The 20,240-nt window shown below is 65.7% G+C and carries 20 protein-coding genes; 7 read left to right on the top strand and 13 right to left on the bottom strand.

Annotated features, from left to right (window positions below; all coding sequences use genetic code 11):
* The 3 genes from BST40_RS23045 to ygfZ form a co-directional block, all read right to left on the bottom strand.
* The coding region (locus tag BST40_RS23045) for a PE family protein (RefSeq protein WP_083155801.1) at positions 1–477 on the bottom strand (477 nt) is incomplete at its 3' end.
* 363 nt (positions 478–840) lie between these two features.
* Positions 841–1,023, bottom strand: coding sequence for a DUF3073 domain-containing protein (locus BST40_RS23050; protein WP_075549438.1), 183 nt, complete (start codon positions 1,021–1,023; stop codon positions 841–843).
* 157 nt (positions 1,024–1,180) lie between these two features.
* On the bottom strand, positions 1,181–2,272 hold the full coding sequence (ygfZ, locus tag BST40_RS23055; protein ID WP_083155803.1) for a CAF17-like 4Fe-4S cluster assembly/insertion protein YgfZ: 1,092 nt from the start codon (positions 2,270–2,272) through the stop codon (positions 1,181–1,183).
* Between the two features lie 129 nt (positions 2,273–2,401).
* Between ygfZ and BST40_RS23060 the strand changes: the two genes are divergently transcribed.
* On the top strand, positions 2,402–3,316 hold the full coding sequence (locus BST40_RS23060) for an aminodeoxychorismate lyase (RefSeq protein WP_075549436.1): 915 nt from the start codon (positions 2,402–2,404) through the stop codon (positions 3,314–3,316).
* A 242-nt stretch (positions 3,317–3,558) separates the two neighbouring features.
* Here the strand turns inward: BST40_RS23060 and BST40_RS23065 are convergent, their stop codons facing one another.
* The 8 genes from BST40_RS23065 to lmeA form a co-directional block, all read right to left on the bottom strand.
* The gene (locus tag BST40_RS23065) at positions 3,559–5,070 is read right to left on the bottom strand and encodes a sensor domain-containing protein (RefSeq protein ID WP_075549435.1); all 1,512 of its coding nucleotides are present in this window, start codon (positions 5,068–5,070) and stop codon (positions 3,559–3,561) included.
* Positions 5,071–5,179: 109 nt separating this feature from the next.
* Positions 5,180–7,582, bottom strand: a complete 2,403-nt coding sequence (locus BST40_RS23070) for a hypothetical protein (protein WP_075549434.1) — start codon at positions 7,580–7,582, stop codon at positions 5,180–5,182.
* A gap of 111 nt (positions 7,583–7,693) precedes the next feature.
* Complete coding sequence (locus BST40_RS23075; protein WP_075549433.1) at positions 7,694–8,365, bottom strand: heme-binding beta-barrel domain-containing protein; 672 nt, start codon at positions 8,363–8,365, stop codon at positions 7,694–7,696.
* 132 nt (positions 8,366–8,497) lie between these two features.
* On the bottom strand, positions 8,498–8,800 hold the full coding sequence (locus BST40_RS23080; protein WP_023367979.1) for a DUF1416 domain-containing protein: 303 nt from the start codon (positions 8,798–8,800) through the stop codon (positions 8,498–8,500).
* A 1-nt stretch (position 8,801) separates the two neighbouring features.
* A complete protein-coding gene (locus BST40_RS23085; protein WP_075549432.1) occupies positions 8,802–9,644 on the bottom strand; it encodes a sulfurtransferase in 843 nt (280 codons plus the stop codon).
* A gap of 38 nt (positions 9,645–9,682) precedes the next feature.
* A complete protein-coding gene (locus BST40_RS23090; RefSeq protein WP_075549431.1) occupies positions 9,683–10,150 on the bottom strand; it encodes a DUF4395 domain-containing protein in 468 nt (155 codons plus the stop codon).
* 99 nt (positions 10,151–10,249) lie between these two features.
* On the bottom strand, positions 10,250–10,417 hold the full coding sequence (locus BST40_RS33380; protein ID WP_368076808.1) for an Ms5788A family Cys-rich leader peptide: 168 nt from the start codon (positions 10,415–10,417) through the stop codon (positions 10,250–10,252).
* An 18-nt stretch (positions 10,418–10,435) separates the two neighbouring features.
* The gene (gene lmeA, locus BST40_RS23095) at positions 10,436–11,236 is read right to left on the bottom strand and encodes a mannan chain length control protein LmeA (RefSeq protein WP_075549430.1); all 801 of its coding nucleotides are present in this window, start codon (positions 11,234–11,236) and stop codon (positions 10,436–10,438) included.
* Between the two features lie 691 nt (positions 11,237–11,927).
* Between lmeA and BST40_RS23100 the strand changes: the two genes are divergently transcribed.
* From BST40_RS23100 to pstB, 6 genes are all read left to right on the top strand, one after another.
* Positions 11,928–12,692: a winged helix-turn-helix transcriptional regulator gene (locus tag BST40_RS23100; protein ID WP_075549429.1), complete on the top strand. Its 765-nt coding sequence runs from the start codon at positions 11,928–11,930 to the stop codon at positions 12,690–12,692.
* Positions 12,689–13,633 (top strand): mycothiol synthase, encoded by a 945-nt coding sequence (mshD, locus tag BST40_RS23105; RefSeq protein WP_075549428.1) that lies wholly within the window; start codon positions 12,689–12,691, stop codon positions 13,631–13,633. Before BST40_RS23100 ends, mshD begins: the two co-directional genes overlap by 4 nt.
* A 117-nt stretch (positions 13,634–13,750) precedes the next feature.
* The gene (gene pstS, locus BST40_RS23110) at positions 13,751–14,875 is read left to right on the top strand and encodes a phosphate ABC transporter substrate-binding protein PstS (protein ID WP_083155805.1); all 1,125 of its coding nucleotides are present in this window, start codon (positions 13,751–13,753) and stop codon (positions 14,873–14,875) included.
* Positions 14,876–14,933: 58 nt separating this feature from the next.
* Positions 14,934–15,959, top strand: coding sequence for a phosphate ABC transporter permease subunit PstC (gene pstC / locus BST40_RS23115; protein WP_089025275.1), 1,026 nt, complete (start codon positions 14,934–14,936; stop codon positions 15,957–15,959).
* The gene (gene pstA, locus BST40_RS23120; RefSeq protein WP_075549425.1) at positions 15,956–16,870 is read left to right on the top strand and encodes a phosphate ABC transporter permease PstA; all 915 of its coding nucleotides are present in this window, start codon (positions 15,956–15,958) and stop codon (positions 16,868–16,870) included. The genes pstC and pstA overlap by 4 nt, the downstream gene beginning before the upstream one ends.
* Before the next feature lie 15 nt (positions 16,871–16,885).
* Complete coding sequence (gene pstB / locus BST40_RS23125; RefSeq protein WP_036407678.1) at positions 16,886–17,662, top strand: phosphate ABC transporter ATP-binding protein PstB; 777 nt, start codon at positions 16,886–16,888, stop codon at positions 17,660–17,662.
* Positions 17,663–17,672: 10 nt separating this feature from the next.
* Here pstB and phoU read toward each other — a convergent pair whose 3' ends face one another.
* Together phoU and BST40_RS23135 are read right to left on the bottom strand one after the other, a co-directional pair.
* Positions 17,673–18,341 carry a phosphate signaling complex protein PhoU gene (gene phoU / locus BST40_RS23130; protein ID WP_023367957.1) on the bottom strand — a complete coding sequence of 223 codons (669 nt, stop codon included), beginning with the start codon at positions 18,339–18,341 and terminating at the stop codon, positions 17,673–17,675.
* A 44-nt stretch (positions 18,342–18,385) separates the two neighbouring features.
* The coding region (locus tag BST40_RS23135) for an LCP family protein (RefSeq protein WP_142276790.1) at positions 18,386–20,240 on the bottom strand (1,855 nt) is incomplete at its 5' end.

Genomic DNA, 20,240 nt, shown 5'->3' on the forward strand with positions numbered 1-20,240 from the left:
CAATCCCGCGGCCCCCCCAGCACCACCGGCAACCCCCGCGGTCGTGCTGGCACCACCATTGCCGCCGTTGCCGTACAGCAGGCCCCCGGGCCCACCGGGTTGACCCGGTGCGCCCGGCGTCCCGTCACCAATGAGCGGACGTCCCAACAACGTACGCGTAGGGGCGTTGACCGCATCGAGCACCAGCTGCTGCACATTGACCGCTTCGGCACCGCCATACGAGTTTGCTGCGGCCACCAACGCCCGCACAAATTGCTGTTCAAAGACAGCAGCCTGGGCGCTGAGCGCCTGATAGGCCTGCCCGTGGTTAGCGAACAACGCCGCGACGGCCACCGACACCTCGTCGGCAGCAGCAGCCTCTACCGTCGTGGTAGCCCCCGCCACGGCGGCATCCGCAACGCCAACCGCCGATCCCACCCGGGCCAAGGCCGCCGCCGCCTCTACCATCCATGCGGGTTGGGCCACCACTAACGACATCGCACGCCTTCCGTTCGACGGGCCACACCGAAATCAGACGTCCCGAGTATGACAGCAGATACTCACCCGGAATCCCGCATTTCGTCGCAACAGTGCGGATCATGCCCACGTGCTGCTCAGGATGACTGAGCGGGACAACAAACGGACAACGTCGTTGCCGTCCTTGCCGGAGGGGCACCGAAAGCAACACCACCCCGGTCCAGCCGTTAACAGGCCCACTCGTACCTACGGTTGGGGTGGATCGCCCCTACCGATGGCTCATCGGAAAACGCGGCCCGATCGCCGGGTATTCATTCGCGTAGTTGTGGATCCGACGGCCCGCACGGCCGCAGAACGGGGGAAAACGCGGCCCTGGGTGCGCTTCTAGCGGCGCCAGCTGTCCTCGTCGGCCCACGAGTCGTCGACGTCGTCGTCTACGTGGTCGGATGCATCGGCACTTGCTCCCGACAGCTCACGCTGAAGCCGCTGGAAGTCGGTCTGCGGGGAGCTGTATTTGAGTTCTCGAGCAACCTTGGTCTGCTTTGCCTTAGCCCGGCCGCGGCCCATGGGGGGACCCCCTCGCGAAATAACGGAGCGGCCTACGAGGAGGCGGCTCCGATCTCTTAGTGTCGTTATTGTCCTGCCGACAGCTTACCGTGCCCGTGCGCGAGCGTGGGCACGCCCTGGCACCCAAGTGCGGCCAGCATGGCGGACGTCACACGTTTCACCGAACACCGCGTCGTAATCGTTCGACGGCCAGCCGCCCGGCGCCAACGTGGTCGGCAGGCGGCAAGGACTCGGCGTCGATCACCGCGGCGATATCGGCATCGGGGCCGGTCGTGAGCTCGGTGTCGACAGGCAGGCCACGCTTGACCAGAGCCAGAGCGATGGGGCCGAGGTCGACGTGCTCGACCACCGTTCCGACGCGTCCGACGGCGCGACCGCCCGCCATCACCGCGTCACCGGTGGACGGCCGATCCCCCGACCCGTCCAGATGCAACAGCACCAGCATTCGCGGCGGTTTGCCGAGGTTGTGCACCCGCGCGACGGTTTCTTGTCCGCGGTAGCAGCCCTTGTCCAGGTGTACGGCCCCGAGCCCGGGCCCGCCGATCCAGCCCACCTCGTGGGGAATGGTGCGTTCGTCGGTGTCGACGCCCAGCCGGGGGCGTCTGGCGGCCACGCGGTGCGCTTCGTAGGTCCACACCCCGGCCGGTCGGACACCGGCGTGCGCCAAGCGGTGCTGCCAGTCAGCGCAGCCAGCGCGGGGTACAAGCAGGTCTGATTCGATATGCCCGGCGGGAGCCGGCATCCGGCGCACGAATCCACCGCCGGCGAGCGGGACCGCGGCCATTTCGGACGGCAATGCATCCAGGCCCAACATGTCCAGTACCGCTGGATCGGCCAATCGGGGGCCCAGCAGCGACAGCACTGCCAGGTCGGCGGCCTCAGGGGTGACGGCGGCCCAGAACACCATCTTTCGCAGATAGCTCAACAGCGGTTCGCCCCGCCACGGTTCGGTGTCGAGGTAGGTGGTGTCAGCCAACTCGGTTTGGATCCAGTGGTCTTCTACCCGGCCTTGCCCGTCCAGGCTGAGATTCTCGGTGCTGGCACCTTCGGGCAGATCACTGACATGCTGCGTGGAAATGCTGTGCAGCCAGGTCTGCCGGTCCTTGCCGGTCAAGGTGATGACGGCCCGGTGGGAGCGGTCGACGAATACGGCCTCGATTTCGGCCGCGCGCTGTTCACCCAACGGATCACCGAAATGCCAGATCGCGCCGGCGTCGGGACCTGGGTCTGGGGCTGGCACTGCGTTCACAACGTCGACTCTACGGAAAGACTCTACGGAAACTCGACGCAGCGAACTCCCCGAACCGAGCGGGCTCGACCCGCTGCGCGCGGCACTGCCGCGCTTGCGATCACGGTGGCGCCATTAGGCTCCTGGGGCATGGCTGGGCAGACTGGCGTTGTCGTCACGCTCGACGGGGAAATCCTCGAGCCGGAGACGCCGTTGTTGCGCGCCGATGACCTCGCCGCGGTCCGGGGTGACGGTGTCTTCGAGACGCTGCTGGTGCGCGACGGCGCGCCATGTCTGGTGGAGCCGCATCTGCAACGGCTGACCCATTCGGCCCGACTGATGGATCTGCCCGAACCGGACCTCGCCGGCTGGCGGCACGCGATCAACCTGGCGACGCAGCGGTGGGTTGCCGGCACCCGCGACGAGGGTGCGATGCGGCTGATCTACAGCCGCGGCCGGGAGAGCGGTCCGCCGCTCGCGGCAGGTGAGCCCGCCGCGACCACGGCCTACGTGATGGTCAACCCCGTCCCGGACCGGGTCGGCGCGGTCCGGCGTTCCGGCCTCGCGGCGATCACCCTGGACCGCGGACTGCCGGCCGGCGGCGCCGACACCATGCCCTGGCTCATGGCCGGCGCCAAGACGCTGTCCTACGCGGTCAACATGGCCGCCCTGCGTCACGCCGCCCGGCAAGGCGCCGGCGACGTCATCTTCGTCAGCACCGACGGCTACATCCTCGAAGGACCCCGCTCCACGGTGATCATCGCTACCGACGATGACGGCATGGCCGGCGGTAATCCGTGCCTGCTGACGCCGCCGCCGTGGTATCCGATCCTGCGCGGCACCACCCAACAAGCCCTCTTCCACGTGGCCCGGGCCAACGGCTACGACTGCGACTACCGGGCCTTGCGAGTATCCGATCTGGTTGCCGCTCAAGGGGTTTGGCTGGTATCGAGTATGACCCTGGCGGCTCGCGTGCACACCCTCAACGGCCGGCGACTACCCCCCGCACCGATCGCCGCCGCGTTCGCCGAATTGGTCGATGCGGCCATCGTCAGCGACCGCTGAAGACGCCAATTCTGTTGTCGGCAGCTCGAAGTGAGGGTACGGTCAGCCGTACACAGGAAAGGAGGTGGTCCGCGAAATTGATAGCTTCATGGACATGTGAGGTGGCTACGCGCTAGCTGCAATGGCTCGGAAGAGCCGGCGTTCAACGCGCGCTGGCGAATCCCACGTAGCCACCCGGCCCTCGAGCTTCCGGTCTGTCCAACCGGAAATGCGCTCGGGGGCCGCTCCATTTGTAGCCGGTGTCACTTCGCCGCTTTGGTGCTCATCTGTTCCGCGATCTGGCCGGCTCCGTCACCGATGTCGGTACCGCAGGCCTCCACCTCGATGACCACATCCGATACCGCCCTCATGACATGTTGGCAGGCTTTCCCGCTGCCGCCGGTCTCGGTGCGTACCTGGGCGATCTTGGGGGAAGCCCCGGTCACATCCCCGAAGGTCCATTCGCTGGTTTTGGTCGAAGTGGTGAACTTGACTGTCTGGTTAGCGCAGGCCGCCCATTTGTCTGCGGACGCCTGTACAAATGCCCGAGCTTTCTCGGCCGACGGGAAGGTAGCTGCGGCTTCGATCACCCGGTGCGCCGGGTTCTCGCCTTGGGTGTGCAGGACTTGGCTGCGCACCTCGGTAGGGGAATGGGGCCGATACACCGACTCCTGGAGGGGTTCGTAGGCCCCCAGGCATGCCGGGTCCGAGAGCGTCCCCTGCGGGGTGCGCAGTTGGTCGCCGTGCGCAGAGACCATCATGTTCTGGTCTCCGAGAATCTGTCCGACTTCCGCGGCGCCGACCAGCATCGGTTCGATGCGGGATGAGGCCGCCGGAGCCGCCGGAACCGTGGAGCCACCCGGCTTGGCCACCGGTTTCCGGTTGCCGCCCTGAGTGGCGAACACCGCGATCAACGCGACCGCGACGACGACGGCCAAGACGGCGCCGCCGATGACGAGCAGCCGCTTGTTCGACTGGCCGTTGGCCCCGCTTGGCGCTACTTGCGCCGGCGATGGCCGAGACTGGGCGCTGGGTGCGGGCGCCGCCTCGGTCGCCGGCACCGGAGTCGGTTGCGGTTCGGCTTGCGGTGCTGACGATGCGGCGGCCGGGCCCGCTTCGACGGCGCCGATTTCGGCGAGCACATTGTCGATTTCGGTGCGGGTGCGGTAGGTGACGTCGTGTCGCATCCGCAGCATGCGCAGCAGCTGCGCGATATCGCTGCGAGCGCTCGGATCGTCACCGTCCTCGTCGAGCCCAGACCGCAGCTCCACCAGCATTTGGAGCTGTTGCTGGGGGCTGAGCTCCTTTTCGGCCAGGGTGTCGCCGAGCCGCATCAGATAGCCGAACGGTACGGGTGGTTCCTCCGGCAGCGGCGAGGGCAGCGGCGGCACTTTGTCGCGCAGCGCGTGGATCGCCGTGACCAATTGAATGCCGGCATCAACGGTCGGGTTCTGGTAGTTGATGATCTGCAACGTCGAGACCGGATTTACCCGCACACTGTCGACCGGCCCGACCTGTACCGGAAGGATCGGCCGTTGCAGAGCTTGCGCGTAGCGCAATTCGGCCTGGCTGGGCTTGGACTGCAGCCAGTGATTCGACAGCGCGACGATGAACACGTCCGATGCGCGAATCTGCTCCAGGATCTTGTTCCACCAAGCATCGCCGCCGCCCAGCTCTTGATCGAACCAAACCTGCTGCTGGGCACGCCGAAGCGCCGTCGTCAGGGCTTCCAGCGACGACCGGTCTTGGCTCGAGTAGCTGATAAATATGGCCATAGCAGTCTCCGATTGAGGGGGCGCGGGGAGCTAACACGGCGAATCCGTCAAGCGACGGTAGCGCATGGCATTGAGCACAGCAATCTGGCTTTGGCAAACGTGCGCCGCATCATGACGCCGGTTGGCGCCGATGGGTAGTACTATCCGGTCCCTCGTGGATGTCCGCATCCTCCGGCGGACGAAGTTCGACGTAGCGGCGGGCGAACTCGTCCCCGGGAACTGGCCATTGCTCGCCGTCACTGCCGCGTACCACCCAGTCTCCGTCCGCGGCGGTCGTCGGCCCCTCCAGGGTGTTGATCGTCTCGCCCGCGTGCGCGGGCCGACCCTGCACCTGCCCCTTCCTGCGCCATTGTCCGTCGCCAACGTCCTCGTAAGTGGCCCTGAAGATGTCGTCGCGCACCGACCAGGTCTTGCCGTCGGCGTGGACGGCCCAGTCTCCCGCGGCCGCGCGCATGGTCTGGCCCGAATCCGACTTCCATGTCCACGGGCTGCTCCGCTGCTCAGCGGTGACCGTCCCGACACGAGTGAAGGATCGCCACATCGGGCGTGACCGGTAGCCCAGCTGGCGCAGGCTCCACAGGGTGGCCGCCAGGCTGCGCACCGCGGCGTTGAGCAGGTCGGGATTGCTCTCCACCTCCGACCAGTCGACCAGCTTGTCGTGGATTCGGCGGGAATCGTCGCGGGGGGTTCCGTACTTCCAGCCGTTTCGACGGTAGTAGCGACACCAGTCCTCGTGTTCCGCCTTGGCCATGCTCAGCGCCGAGTAGCGGTCGAAGCCCATCAGGGCGAGCTGTTCCAGCGGCGGCAGATCGGCCATGTCCCGGCCGGAGAGCTGGGCCGGCGGGGTGCCCCAGGTGTTCCAGGTGTGTCCGGCGATCCGTTCGACCATCCAGAGCGCGTTGCGCACCTGGCGACGGTTGGACCCGCGGTAGAACTCGTCGAGTTGGGCCCACGGCATCACCGCCGGGGATCTCGGCGCGTTCGGGTCGATGGTGGCGACATAGCGCTCGTGGATCAGCCTCGCCGCGCGTTCCCAGGCGTCCTGTACCTGACCCTGGCGGGTGTCCAGCGCCAGGCTGTAGGTCTGCAGCAGGCCGACGATCTGCGAGGAATCGTCGGTGCCCCGGGCGTTGGGGTCCCAGGCGTAGACGGGCATCGCGGGCAGGCGGGCGCCCAGCCTGGTTCCGGTGGCCGCGGAATGGGTGTCGACCAGAATCACCGCGCACGTCGCCGGGTCGGCGTCACCGATCAGACGCAGCAGAGTCGGGACCGTCGGCGCCTCGGGCACCGCGTCGATCATCGGGCCCTCCGACAAGAAGCCAGCCTGCTGGCGGTAGAACTGGTGGTCCTTGAGGTAGTCGTCGGCGTCTCGTTCCACCAACGTGAGCGCCGGCAGCGGCGGCACCCCGGGCGGGGTGTAGAAGTCGCGTTCGAGGGCTCGCCGAGTCAGGTCGGCACACAGTGCCAGCGTCAATTGTGAAGTGCCGCAGATAAATACGCGCCGTATATTGGGTGTCGCGATGATGCCGTCGAGCAGTCGGCCGGCGGTCACCTCGTACCGGCCGACCACGTCGGCGGCCCATCTGGTGTCGGAGCCGCCGAACTGCTGGGCCCGCCATGCCTCGGCCAGCCACGGGTCGTCGATGCGAACGATCAGCGGCAACCGCTGTTTGTCGCCGATCTCGGCGAGCCGACGACCGATCAGGTCCAGCCACATCAGGTTGGTCGCCGGATCGGGCGACATCAGATAGAGCCGCCCGAGATGTCGCCACAGTCGCAGCGACACCAGGGTGGACGGGGCGTTGAGGTCGACCAGCACCACCCGGGCGCCCAACCTGCGGACCCGCTGCACCCGGTCATCGCCGGCGTTGGTGATCACCACCAGGGTGCTGCGCCGGTCCAGCGTCCGCGCGATCGCGCTGACCATCGATTCGGTGTCGTCGTCGACACCCACGATCGCGGTGACCGAGTCGGCGAGGTTGGCCCGCAGCCGGTCCACCTGGGAGCGGAAGACGCCGACCACGACGCCGCCCAAGCCGGTGAAGATCGCCGACAGCGCCGCTATGCGGGCCAGTTCCAGGCCGACGGGCGTGGGATTGGGGCAGGTGCGCCCGCTGAGCGAGGTGTCCCCGGTGCTGCCTTTGACTAGTTGGGCGGTCCACATCAGCGGGGTGAAAAAAGCCGGATGGTTGGCGTCATGACAACCCCAGTACGAGCTGAGGCCCAACACCGCGCTCATGGTGATGAGCAATGCAATCACGGTGAACGAAACACCCACCAGCCGGTGACTGCTGTTTCCCCGGAAGTTCAGCACCGAGACCGCGATCAAAACCGACACCACGACCGCGATGGTCGCCATCGATCCCGGGCGGCCGAACCAGCCCAGCCATGACGGCAGCAGATCGAGAATCGCTGGTTGCAGGGCTACCGCGGCGAGATATCCGATCAACAGCACCCCGATTACCGACACCACCCAGCGAGCCACCGGCGAGGGTGTCCTGCTGCGCGCCATCCGCCGGCTCCTTTCTTTGGTGTATCGGCTGCTCGGACGTCGAACAGTACACGCAGAACCAGTGGCCGAAGGCAACAAATGGGCCGGTGACCGTCAGCGGATCACGTGTCGTCAGCCCACGAATCTGGACAGGCGCGCCGACAGATGGGGTACCAATCCGCCGTCGGCGTCCACCCGCTCCTCGACATAGGCGAGGTCGCCGCCTTCGACGATGCCGTAGAGCCGCTTGGCCCCGCCGACCAGCACGCCGGAGCGGCTCCGGGCCAACGCGTCGGTGACCAACTCCCAGGACGACTGGTTGCGCGGGCGGCCATAGAACAACTCGACGTAACCGGCGGAGTGCGCCAGCAGCAACTCGATGGCCTGCGACTCGCTCGGGTCGTCGGGATCGCTGACAAAACGCCAGAAGCCCGTCTCGCGTAAACCCGGTTCGTGGTACTCACCGGTGTCGGTGAGACGCCACGACCGGGCTTCCCAATTCAAATAGTCTCCGCCGTCGTGGGAGACGACGATCTGCTGGCCGAAGCGGTAGTCCCCGTCGTGCGCGCGGCCCTCCCCTTCGCCACGCCACACACCGACCAGCGGCAGCAGTGCCAGCAGTGCGTCGTGCAGGCTGGCGCCTTGGCGCAGGTTCGCGGTGTCGGCGGGCAGCGGCAAATCATCGAAGGCGGGAATATTGCGGGCCGCGGTCAGCTTCGCGCGTTCGGCCGCTTGAAAAATTCCAGCGACGGCGCGGTCGCCGGAGCCCGCAACCGGCCCGTCACGGCCGTCGTCTGGGGTCACGACTCGTCGGTGATCAGCCGATACAGCGCATACAGCGCGAACCAGGAGATGACCACTGTCGCCAGGATCAGCATGATCTCGAAGAACAGCACCACGCGGATGAGTCTATCCGGGATCAGCCTGGAGCGGCCGTCAGGCGATCTTGACGTCGACCTCGTGAATGCCCGCGCCCGACGGTCTGACCACCGCGTCACCATTGCCGACTTTCGACAGTGCGCGCACCGTCCAGGAGCCCGGCGCGGCGAAGAACCGGAAGTCGCCGGTGGCCGACGCGACCACCTCCGCCGTGAACTCGTCGGACGAGTCCAGCAGTCGGACGAAGGCGCCGCCCACGGCTTGGCCGTCGCGGTCCACGACACGACCGGTGATCACTGTTTCCTTCTCCAGGTCGACACTGGCAGGCAGCGTCAGTCCTTGCTTCGGCGCAGTGCACATATCAGTTTCCCAACTCGATCGGGGCACCCACCAGGGAGCCGTATTCCGTCCAACTGCCGTCGTAGTTCTTGACGTTCTTGTGCCCGAGCAATTCGTGCAAGACAAACCAGGTGTGCGAGGACCGCTCCCCGATTCGGCAGTACGCGATCGTCTCTTTCGCGCCGTCCAGGCCGGCATCGGCGTACAACTGGGCCAGTTGCTCGTCGGACTTGAAGGTGCCGTCCTCGTTGGCGGCCTTGCTCCACGGCACGTTGATCGCCCCGGGAATATGGCCGGGCCGCTGGCTTTGTTCCTGCGGCAAATGCGCCGGCGCCAGGATCTTCCCGGAGAATTCGTCGGGGGATCGCACGTCGACCAGGTTCTTGACGCCGATGGCCGCGATCACCTCGTCGCGGAATGCGCGGATGGCATTGTCCGGCGGGGCCGCGCTGTAGGAGGTCGCGGGCCTGGTGACGGCGTCGGTGGACAGCGGGCGGCCGTCGAGTTCCCACTTCTTGCGGCCGCCGTCGAGGAGCTTGACCTTCTCGTGGCCGTACAGCTTGAAATACCAGTAGGCGTAGGCGGCGAACCAGTTGTTGTTGCCGCCGTAGAGGACCACGGTGTCGTCGTTGGAGATGCCGCGGTCGCTGAGCAATTTCGAGAATTGCTGGGCGTCGACGAAGTCGCGCTTGACGGGGTCCTGCAGATCGGTGCGCCAGTCCAGCTTGATGGCACCGGGGATGTGGCCGTCGTCGTATGCGCTGGTGTCCTCGTCGACTTCGACGAAGACGACGTTGGCTGCTCCCGGATTGCTGAGATTGCTCTCAGCCCAGTCGGCAGAGACCAGGACGTCGGAGCGTGCCATGGTGGGAATCCTTTCGATGAGCGTCAGATAAACAGCAGTTAGGCGGGAAGGGCGCCGCGCCGCAGCCGGGTTAGCAGCGGGTAAAGCTGGCAGCCCAGGCAGATGCCGAAGGCCGCGTTCAGGAACGCGGCCGCCAGCGCGAACGAAGTCGCAACGACACCCACCACGACGGGGCCGACGGCGAAGCCGATGATGCCGCAGACCGCGAAAACAAATCCGACCAGTTGGGCAAACTTCAGCGGTGGCACCGGCTCTCGTTCTCGCACCGGGCTCAGGCGGGGCGACACAAACGTCGAGAACAGCAGCCCATAGGGATGCCGGCGCGGCCCAAATGCGGCTCCGACCGCGAACACGACGGCCTGGATGCCCAAAGCGACCGCGGCAGCTACCGGGCTGACGGCGGAAATGATCAAGACGAGCCCCAGGACTCCCGTCGTCAGCCACGCGGCGAATCGCGGCCCGCGGACATCCACACCCAGTTGGGCGGGGGTGGTATCACTCGACACGAATTACTCCTAGATACGCCGATTGCACGGAAAAGGTGGGAGATATGCCACGGTGGGTCTCCGAGGCTGCTCCGAGCGCTGCGCGGACGACGCGGCTACTCAGCAGCTACAGCAACAACAACAGCCCGTGACGCGACACAGATCAACTGCGCGTCGCTTGGTGAGCTTGAGCTCGAGGCGGGCTGACACGTCGGTCAGCTTACCCAATGGCGTAGTGATCAAGCCAACAGCCTCGTCGGGGTGGGGCTGGCGGCGTTGAGCTGCCATGGGGCGTCGATCCGGTGGTCATGACTGCCGAAATCCGGTGAGCGCAACGGTGACGTCATAGGTGATGCCTTCGATGATGACGTCCGACCCGCGTGCGCCCACAGTGTTCGGCGCCACCCCGAATGGCAGTTTCTGGTTGGGCAACCTGCTACTGAAGGCGTGCAGTACCGCCTCCCGCTTGTCGTCCGGAACGGGCTGGTCCGCGGTGTCGGGGCCGGTCACCACTCCGGTCGGTGTGATCACCAAGGTCTCCCGGCTGCCAGGATCGATGGACAGATCCACCGCGACACTGACCCGACGATCGAAGTTGGCTGACTTCGGTGTTCCGCTGAAAACGAGCCCGCGACTGCCCGATATGCCCGATTCGGTGGTGCCGCCGGTGGCATCGTTGCTCTCCTGGGGAGGCGCCTGCACCATCAGATCGGACATTCCCAGGTAGCGGCCCAGGTGCATGGAGTCGATGATGATGCGGCTTTCCAGCTCGTGCACCGACAACCTCGAGTCGGGCCGTATCAGCCAGGATGCGTGAGACAAATCGATGGAGTGCATGGTGGCTTCGAGCGTGGCGGTGCCCACCGTCGGGTGCTCGATGGCGTACGCCTTGATCTCCAGCTCGCCGTAGCGGTCTCGCATCGCTTGTGGGATGAAGGGAAAGCCGAGGATGGCGACGAAGGGATCAGAGTTCAGGTTGGCTGCCTCGCGCACGCTGGTCGAAAGCCGATATTCGGCGTAAATACTGGCGCCGAAGTCGACGCCGACAGCGCCGAGGACGACGACGGCCACGGCGGCGACACCGATCAGCACCTTGCGCATCCGCATATTGTGGCCTATCGCCCCGAGCTATCCGATCGTCTGGCCGAGTTCGCTGGCGTCGCCGTCCACGGCGTTTCATGGCGATCGTGTCTGAAGTTGCCCATTTTGGGCGCAGCGTGTGGACGGCATCTGAATTTTGACCCGCTGGACGCAGGCCTGACGTCGGGTGTGCGCTGGTGGCGTCGGGTGTGCGCTGGTGGCGTCGGGTGTGCGCTGGTGGCGTCGGGTGTGCGCTGGTGGCGTCGGGTGTGCGCTGGTGGCGTCGGGTGTGCGCTGGTGGCGTCGGGTGTGCGCTGGTGGCGTCGGGTGTGCGCTGGTGGCGCCGGGTGTGCGCTGGTGGCGCCGGGTGTGCGCTGGTGGCACCGAGTGTGCCGTCAGGGCGGCCGATCGTGGTCAGAGCCGCCCTACATGCACAATCAAAGCCGTCGCCGCACACTCGATACGGTGGCATGACAGCCGATTCGGTGAGCACGTGAGACATGCCTCCCGGGCTGGTGTCGATTGCCCGGCTCCTCGGCAGGCAAAGCCCGCGTCGTCGCCGGGCTGGTGTCGATTGCCCGGCTCCTCGGCAGGCAAAGCCCGCGTCGTCGCCGGGCCAAAGACCAGGTGGCGAGTTATCGTTAGACGATCTGGCCGCTAGAGTTCACCGGTTGCGCTGAATCAGGGAGATGCCTTCCCCCGACGCTGGAGGGGATCGTTGGAATTACTACTACTGACCTCGGAGCTGTATCCCGACCCAGTCCTGCCGTCGCTGTCGCTGCTTCCGCATAACGTGCGGACGGCCCCGCCGGAGGCTTCGTCGCTTCTGGAGGCCGGTAACGCGGATGCGGTGCTTGTCGACGCGCGCAACGACCTGTCGGCCGCGCGCGGTCTGTGCCGTCTGCTGAGCACTGCGGGCCGGTCCGCGCCGGTATTGGCCGTGGTGACCGAGGGCGGGCTGGTGGCAGTCAGCGCTGACTGGGGGCTGGATGAGATCCTGCTTCCCAGTACCGGGCCGGCCGAGATCGACGCCCGACTGCGCCTGGTGGTTGGCCGCCGCGGCGGTCTATCCGAGCAGGAAGGCGTCGGCAAGGTCAGCCTGGGGGAACTGGTGATCGACGAAGGCACCTACACCGCGCGACTTCGCGGCCGACCGCTCGACCTCACCTACAAGGAATTCGAACTACTGAAATACCTCGCTCAACATGCCGGACGGGTTTTCACGCGTGCGCAGCTACTCCACGAGGTATGGGGATACGACTTCTTCGGCGGCACCCGCACTGTCGATGTGCACGTTCGGCGATTGCGGGCCAAACTCGGCCCCGAGCACGAAGCCCTGATCGGCACCGTCCGCAACGTTGGTTACAAGGCGGTGCGGCCCGCGCGGGGCCGAACCGCGGTCGTCGAGCCCGACGACGAAGGATCGGGACCCGACTCCGCAGATTTTCAGGACCCGCTGGTCGACCCGCTGCGCAGTCAGTGACGCCAGGGGAGTGGCGCTCGGCGCTGACAGCCGATCAGCAGCAGGAAGTACGCGAAATAATCTCGGCGGCAACAGAATTCGACGGCGTAGCGCCGGTGGGCGAGCAGGTGCTGCGAGAATTGGGACAGCAGCGCACGCACCATCTGGTGGTCTCTGATTCAAGAGCGGGCAACGCGATTGTCGGCTATCTCAACCTGAGCCCGGCTCACGACGCCGATTCCGCGATGGCCGAGTTGGTCGTTCACCCGCAGGCCCGGCGTCGCGGTGTCGGCACCGCCATGGTGTGCGCCGCGCTGACAAAAACCCATGGGAAAAACCAATTCTGGGCGCACGGCACCCTGCAAGCCGCGCGGGCCACCGCCGCGGCGCTGGGTCTGGCCCCGGTGCGCGAACTGGTGCAGATGCGCCGCTCGCTGCGCGATATCCCCGAACCGGCAATCCCCGACGGGCTGCGGATCCGCCGCTACGCCGGCCCGACCGATGATGCCGAGCTGCTTCGGGTCAACAACGCCGCGTTCTCATACCACCCGGAACAAGGTGGCTGGACGCAATTGCAGTTGGCCGAACGGCGCGGCGAACCATGGTTTGATCCGGCGGGCCTTTTCCTGGCGTTCGATGTTTCCTCGGGCCGCGAGGCCAAGCTGCTGGGTTTCCACTGGACCAAGATTCACCACGACCAGCCGGGCCTTGGCGAGGTCTACGTTCTCGGCGTCGATCCGGCAGCCCAAGGACGTGGACTCGGTAAGGCGTTGACGTTGATCGGTCTCAGCTCGTTGGCGCGGCGGCTGGCCGGCGCCGGCACTGCCCAAGAACCCACCGTGATGCTGTATGTGGAGTCGGACAACGTCGCAGCCATGCGGACCTATCACAGCCTGGGATTTGTCACCCATAGCGTCGACACGGCCTACGCGCTGCCCGGCTCGGATCCGGGACTCGACTGACGATCGCCAACCGGCAAGTTCCGGCACGACGCATAGTTAATGGTTGACTTGGCAATTCGTCCTGAAGACGGCCGTGCAGCGCCGCAATCGTCGAAATGCATTCAGGGAGCGAGATCGATGAGGCTCGACACGGTGGGCAGGGCATTTGCGGCGGCGGTGGCGGTAATCACCGCCTGCGGTGGGATCCTCACCGCATGCGGTAGCGATCAAAACCTCGGTGGTTCCTCGGCGAATGGCTCCGGAGCACCGCTGGCAAAGGCCGACTGCAGCGGCCGCGATGCGCTGACGGCCGAGGGATCGACTGCCCAGCAGAACGCCATGGCGTTGTTCAACCAGGTGTGGGGTCGGGCGTGTCCGGGCAAGAAGGTGTCCTACAACCCGACCGGGTCAGGCGCCGGTCGCGAGCAGTTCATCGCCGGGCATGTTGACTTCGCGGGATCGGACTCGCCCCTGGTCGCCGAACAGATCGGTCCGGCGGCCAACCGGTGCAAAGGAAACCCGGCCTGGGACCTGCCGCTGGTATTCGGGCCAATTGCGTTGGTGTACAACCTCGCTGAGGTAAAAACCCTGGTCCTCGACGCCGATACGATGGCCAAGATCTTCAGCGGCTCCATCCGGACGTGGAACGACCCGATCCTTGCGGCCCTCAATCCTGGTGTGGCACTTCCTAATACCAAAATCATCCCGGTGTACCGCAAGGATTCGTCGGGAACCACCGACAACTTTCAGAAGTATCTGACCGCCGCCGCGCCGCAAAGCTGGAGCCGAGGTGTCGGCGGCGAGTTTCACGGCGGCGTCGGGGAAGGCGTCGAAAGGTCGGCCGGTGTCATCCAAGCCGTACAGGTCACGCCAGGCTCGATCGGTTATGTCGAGAAAGGCTTCGCTGACCGCGCCGGTATACCGTTCGCCCAGATCGACACCGGCAACAGCGTCGTGCCGCTCACCGAGGAAACGGCTCGCAAGGCACTCGACTCCGTCACGTTTGCGGCCAGCGGAAACGACCTCGTTCTGGAGCTGAACTCGATCTTCGCCATCCAGGACCCGGGTGCCTATCCGTTGGTACTGGCGACCTACGAGATTGTGTGCTCGAAGGGATACCCGCCCGACATCGGTGCCGCGGTCAAGGCGTTTCTCACCACTGCCGTCAACAACGGTCAGACTGGCCTTCCGTCGGCCGGCTACGTTCCGGTGCCAGATAGAGTGAAAGAACGCCTGGTCACCGCCATAAACGCCCTGCAGTGACTGCTTGACCACGAACGACGCTGATGGAAGACGAGCCAACAGGATCGACGGGATCGCAGTGACAGTGCCCAACCCAGCCGAGCCGCGCGCGATTGTCGCCGCACCTTTTCCGGAGCCGCCGGCAACCTCCATCAACCCTTGGGGCAACGGCAAACCCAGTCTGGGAGACCGGCTGTTTCGCCGGCTGTCGCAGGGTTCCGGCGTCTTGATCATCGTTCTGATCGCCGCGATCGGCGCGTTTCTGCTGTGGCGTGCGATACCGGCACTGGCGCGCAACAAAGAAAACTTCTTGACCTACGGCGGAACCTGGAAGACCGCCGACCCGTCGGCGATGCACTTCGGAATCCCCGATCTGCTCCGGGTGACCACGTTCGTATCGCTATTCGCTCTGGTGCTGGCCATGCCCGTCGCGCTGGGCGTGGCCATCTTCCTGACGCAGTATGCGCCGCGACGGTTCGCCATGCCGCTGGCCCACCTGGTCGATCTGCTGGCCGCGGTGCCGTCGATCATCTACGGCGTGTGGGGTTTGCACGTGCTGGCGCCACGCCTGCGACCGGTCGCGACCTGGCTCAACCACACCTTGGGTCACTGTTTCCTGTTCGCCGGCGGCAATACCTCAATCAGGGCCGGGGGCAACGTCTTCACCGGCGGCATCGTCCTGGCGGTGATGATCCTGCCGATCATCACCGCGGTCACGCGCGAAGTGTTCGCCCAGACCCCGCACGGCCAGATCGAGGCGGCGCTGGCGCTCGGCGCCACCCGCTGGGAGGTCGTCACGACAACCGTGTTGCCGTTCGGACGGTCCGGATACATCAGCGGCGCGATGCTGGGCCTGGGACGGGCCCTGGGCGAAACGGTGGCGCTGTTGATCATTTTGCACGGTACCCAGCAAGCCTTCGGCTGGTCGCTGTTCGATGGTGGTTCGACCTTCGCCACCAAGATCGCCGCCGCCGCATCGGGTCTCGACAACCCCTACCAAGCCGGTGCCTACCTGGCCGCAGGACTGATGCTCTACCTGCTCACCTTCGTGGTCAATGCCGCGGCACGCACGGCCCTGGCCGGAGCGGGAAGGGCCACCCGATGACCTCGATGCTGGATCGGCCGGTCAAAGCACGCGCACTGCCCGCATTAGGCCGGCGCCGTCGAGTCACCAACAACGCGGCCGCCGTGCTGGTCACACTGTCGATGGCGGTCGCGCTGACGCCCCTAGCCTGGGTGCTGGGCTCGGTGCTGGTCAACGGTGTCCGGACGGTCATGTCGAGCACCTGGTGGACGCATTCACAGGCCGGGATGACGTCATTGAAAGCCGGCGGTGGCGCCTACCACGCGATCGTCGGCACGGTGTTGCAAGGTCTGGTGTGTGCGGCGATATCCATCCCGATCGGCGTCCTGGTGGCCATCTATCTGGTCGAATACGGCGGCGCCGGCGCGCTGCGCAGGGTGGTCTCCTTCATGGTGGACATCCTGACCGGCGTGCCGTCGATCGTGGCGGCGCTGTTCATCTATGCCCTGTGGGTCGCGGTCCTGGGCTTGCCCCGCTCCCAGCTCGCGGTGTCACTGGCGCTGGTGTTATTGATGCTGCCGGTGATCGTGCGGTCGACCGAAGAGATGCTGCGCATCGTCCCGGTAGATCTGCGTGAGGCCAGCTACGCGCTGGGAGCGCCCAAGTGGAAGACCATCGCCAAGATCGTGATACCGACCGGCTTGTCCGGCATCGTGACCGGCATCCTGGTGGCCTTGGCCAGGGTGATGGGGGAGACGGCGCCGCTGCTGATCCTGGTTGGTTATGCACAGACAATGAACTTCGACATATTCAGCGGATTCATGGGGTCGCTGCCGGGCATGATGTATGACCAGGCGACGACGGGCGCCGGCATCAGCCCGGTCCCCACAGACCGACTGTGGGGCGCCGCGCTGACGCTGATGTTGCTGATCGCGATGATAAATATCGGCGCCAGGGTGGTCGCCGCCATCCTCGTCCCCAAGAAGTCGTAGGCAGGAGCACTCAGAGTGGCCAAGCGGTTGGACCTCAAGGACGTCAACATCTATTACGGGTCGTTTCAGGCCGTCGCCGATGTGTCCTTGTCGATTCTGCCTCGCAGCGTGACGGCGTTCATCGGCCCGTCGGGGTGCGGCAAGACCACGGTGTTACGCACGCTGAACCGGATGCACGAAGTGGTCCCCGGCGGGCGCGTCGAAGGCACCGTGCTGCTCGACGACGAAAACATCTACGGGCCCGGCATCGACCCGGTCGGGGTGCGGCGGGCGATCGGGATGGTTTTCCAGCGGCCCAACCCGTTCCCCGCGATGTCGATTCGCGACAACGTGGTCGCCGGCCTGAAGTTGCAGGGCCTGCGCAACCGCAAGGTGCTCGACGAAACTGCCGAATATTCGTTGCGCGGCGCCAACCTGTGGGACGAGGTCAAAGACAGGCTCGACAAGCCTGGCGGCGGGTTATCCGGCGGGCAGCAGCAGCGGTTGTGTATCGCACGGGCCATCGCGGTCCAGCCCGACGTGTTGCTCATGGATGAGCCATGTTCGGCACTGGATCCCATCTCCACGATGGCGATCGAAGACCTGATCAGTGAATTGAAGCAGGACTACACGATCGTCATTGTCACGCACAACATGCAGCAGGCCGCCCGGGTGAGCGATCAGACGGCGTTCTTCAATCTGGAGGCCGTAGGCAAGCCGGGGCGCCTGATAGAAATCGACGACACCGAGAAGATCTTCTCCAACCCGAGCCAGAAATCCACCGAGGACTACATCTCCGGGCGTTTCGGTTAGCGCGCTCGAATTAGCGCGAGTGTGGCGTCGTCTCGTCTTCGGGGAATCTCCCGGTCGCCTGGAAGATCACGCGTCGCGCCACTTCGACGGCATGGTCGGCGAAGCGTTCGTAGAACCGGCCCAGCAGCGTCACGTCGACTGCCGCTGCCACGCCATGCTTCCATTCCCGGTCCATCAGCACGCTGAACAAATGCCGGTGCAGATCGTCCATCGCGTCGTCTTCCTCGCGGATCCGGGCCGCTTTCTCCGGGTCGCGGGACAACACGACCTCCTGCGCGCTGTTGCCCAATTCGACTGCGACTCTGCCCATTTCGGCAAAATAGCCTTTGACCTCTTCGGGTAACGCATGCTGCGGATGCCGCCGGCGGGCGATTTTGGCGACGTGCAGGGCAAGTGCTCCCATCCGGTCGATATCGGCCACCATCTGGATCGCGCTCACGATCGCCCGAAGATCACCGGCGACCGGGGCCTGCAGGGCCAGCAGGACGAACGCGCTTTCCTCGGCGCGGGCGCTCAGCGTTGCGATCTTTTCGTGGTCGGAGATCACTTGTTCGGCCAACACCAGATCGGCCTGCAGCAAGGCTTGGGTTGCCCGCTCCATGGCGATGCCTGCCAGCCCGCACATCTCACCGAGCCGCTCGGACAATTCCGAGAGTTGCTCGTGGTAAGCGGTTCGCATGTGATAAAGCCTACGTTCTCGACGCCGGATACGCCGTGAAGCGCTTACTCGCAGGTGGTGTCGGCGGCGTTGGTGACCGTCAGATCCTCGGGCAGCTTGGTCGGCGGGGTGCTGGAATTCCGGTTGATCTGCATGCTGACCGACGAGCCGCTGGGCGGCGGGGTGGACACCGAACTGAAATCCGGGCCGAGAACGACCTGAACCACGTGTCCGATCCCGGTGACCCGCTCGACTTTCGAATTGCCGAATGCCGCGGCCACGGTCGCCGCGGCCTGCTCATTGCCCGGGGAAAAGAAGACCGTGGTGGCCTTCAACGAACTCGGGTAGTCGTCCGGCGTCATCACGTTGAAGCCGTTTCGCTTGAGCTGGTTGGCCGCGGTGGTCGCCAGGCCGGCGGTACTGGTCCCGTTCGAGACCTGCACCGTGATTTCCTGCGGCGACGTGGTGATCACCTGTTCGCGCTGGACCTCGCCGGTGGTGTTGGGCGGGGCCGCCTTCTTCGTCGTGGTCGGCGCCGTCGTCGGCGAGTTCCCCAGCGTCTGCGCGTTGTGGTCGTTCTCCAACGGCAACGGATCGTCGTTGATGATGGCGGCGAACAGCGCTTTCATGTCGGCCGTCCGGGGCGGCTCGTCGCCGTTCTGGTCCGTCACGCCGGTGGGCACGGTGACGAACGTGACGTGGCCGGCCGCCATGTGCTGCAACGACTGGCCCAGCTGTACCAGATCCTTGGTCTTGACGTTGTCCACGTAGCTGTTGCCGATGAACATGTTGACGACGTTGTTGAGCTTGTTGAGGTTCATCAACGTGTCCTCGGATATCAGCGAACGCAGCAGTGACGACAAGAACAGTTGCTGACGTTTGATGCGACCGTAGTCGCCGTTGCTCTCGGTGGTGACTTGGCGGGCTCGCACATAGTTCAAGGCCGTCGGCCCGTCGATGATCTGACGTCCGGCGTGTTCGAGCACCGTGCCCAATTCGTAGTCGCGCAGCGCAGTGGTGCTGCACACCTCGACGCCGCCGAGGGCTTCGACCATTCGCGCGAAACCGACGAAGTCGATGGCGATGAAGCGGTTGATGCTCAGGCCGGACAGCTTCTGGATGACCTTCACCAGGCATTTCGGGCCGCCGAAAGAAAACGCCGAGTTCAGCTTCGTTTCGGTGTAGACCATCCGGGGACCCCACGTCCCCCTCTTCTCGTCGTAGATCGGGCCGTACTTGCCGGTGTCGGGATTCCATGCCTCGCACTGGATGGGGGTGATCGCCAGGTCGCGGGGGAACGACACCGCCACCACCCGCTTCCGGTTCGCCGGGATGTTGACCAGCATGACGGTGTCCGACCGGGCACCGCCGGCGTCCTCGGTGTCACCGGCACCGATCTCGGAATTCGCGCCGGCGCGCGAGTCCATGCCGACGATCAGGAAGTTTTCGTCGCCGTACTGCCCGTTGGGGTCGACGATGTCGCCGGAGTTCGGGTCGAGCGCGCTTACCGTGTTCAGCCGTTCGTTTTTCGATGCGCTCCACTGCCACGCCCCGCCGGTCAGGACCAGCGCCAGCACGGCGAACATGGCCGCCAGTGACCGCCCGGCCAGCAGCATCGGCCGCCGGCGCGAACGCGGTTTCTTTGTCCGGTTCTCCCGGCGCTTCGGGGTTTTTGAGCGCTTGACGACAGGTGCCCGCGACGACGCGGCCGGCTCGCCCTCGGGTGGCTCGGATGCGGCGGTTTCCGGTGCGAAGGCGGCCGACCCGAGGTCGGGCAGCTCGGAGAGGAGTTCTGAAGAGTAGGCCGGAATGGCGATGACCTGGGTGTCCAGTTGGTCCGCGTCGTCGGGGACCGCCACGTCCATCCGGGATGGTTGCGACGGCTCCGCGACGGGATCGGGGTCCGGCGCGCTGTGGCGA

The sequence above is a fragment of the Mycobacterium persicum genome (genome assembly GCF_002086675.1).
Classification (GTDB): domain Bacteria; phylum Actinomycetota; class Actinomycetes; order Mycobacteriales; family Mycobacteriaceae; genus Mycobacterium; species Mycobacterium persicum.

Excerpts from the sequence above, each read along its gene's own strand:
- BST40_RS23050 (WP_075549438.1), bottom strand. The coding sequence starts at position 1,023 with ATGGGCCGCGGCCGGGCTAAGGCAAAGCAGACCAAGGTTGCTCGAGAA.
- BST40_RS23060 (WP_075549436.1), top strand. The coding sequence starts at position 2,402 with ATGGCTGGGCAGACTGGCGTTGTCGTCACGCTCGACGGGGAAATCCTC.
- BST40_RS23065 (WP_075549435.1), bottom strand. The coding sequence starts at position 5,070 with ATGGCCATATTTATCAGCTACTCGAGCCAAGACCGGTCGTCGCTGGAA.
- BST40_RS23070 (WP_075549434.1), bottom strand. The coding sequence starts at position 7,582 with ATGGCGCGCAGCAGGACACCCTCGCCGGTGGCTCGCTGGGTGGTGTCG.
- BST40_RS23080 (WP_023367979.1), bottom strand. The coding sequence starts at position 8,800 with ATGTGCACTGCGCCGAAGCAAGGACTGACGCTGCCTGCCAGTGTCGAC.
- BST40_RS23085 (WP_075549432.1), bottom strand. The coding sequence starts at position 9,644 with ATGGCACGCTCCGACGTCCTGGTCTCTGCCGACTGGGCTGAGAGCAAT.
- BST40_RS33380 (WP_368076808.1), bottom strand. The coding sequence starts at position 10,417 with ATGGCAGCTCAACGCCGCCAGCCCCACCCCGACGAGGCTGTTGGCTTG.
- lmeA (WP_075549430.1), bottom strand. The coding sequence starts at position 11,236 with ATGCGGATGCGCAAGGTGCTGATCGGTGTCGCCGCCGTGGCCGTCGTC.
- pstS (WP_083155805.1), top strand. The coding sequence starts at position 13,751 with ATGAGGCTCGACACGGTGGGCAGGGCATTTGCGGCGGCGGTGGCGGTA.
- pstA (WP_075549425.1), top strand. The coding sequence starts at position 15,956 with ATGACCTCGATGCTGGATCGGCCGGTCAAAGCACGCGCACTGCCCGCA.
- phoU (WP_023367957.1), bottom strand. The coding sequence starts at position 18,341 with ATGCGAACCGCTTACCACGAGCAACTCTCGGAATTGTCCGAGCGGCTC.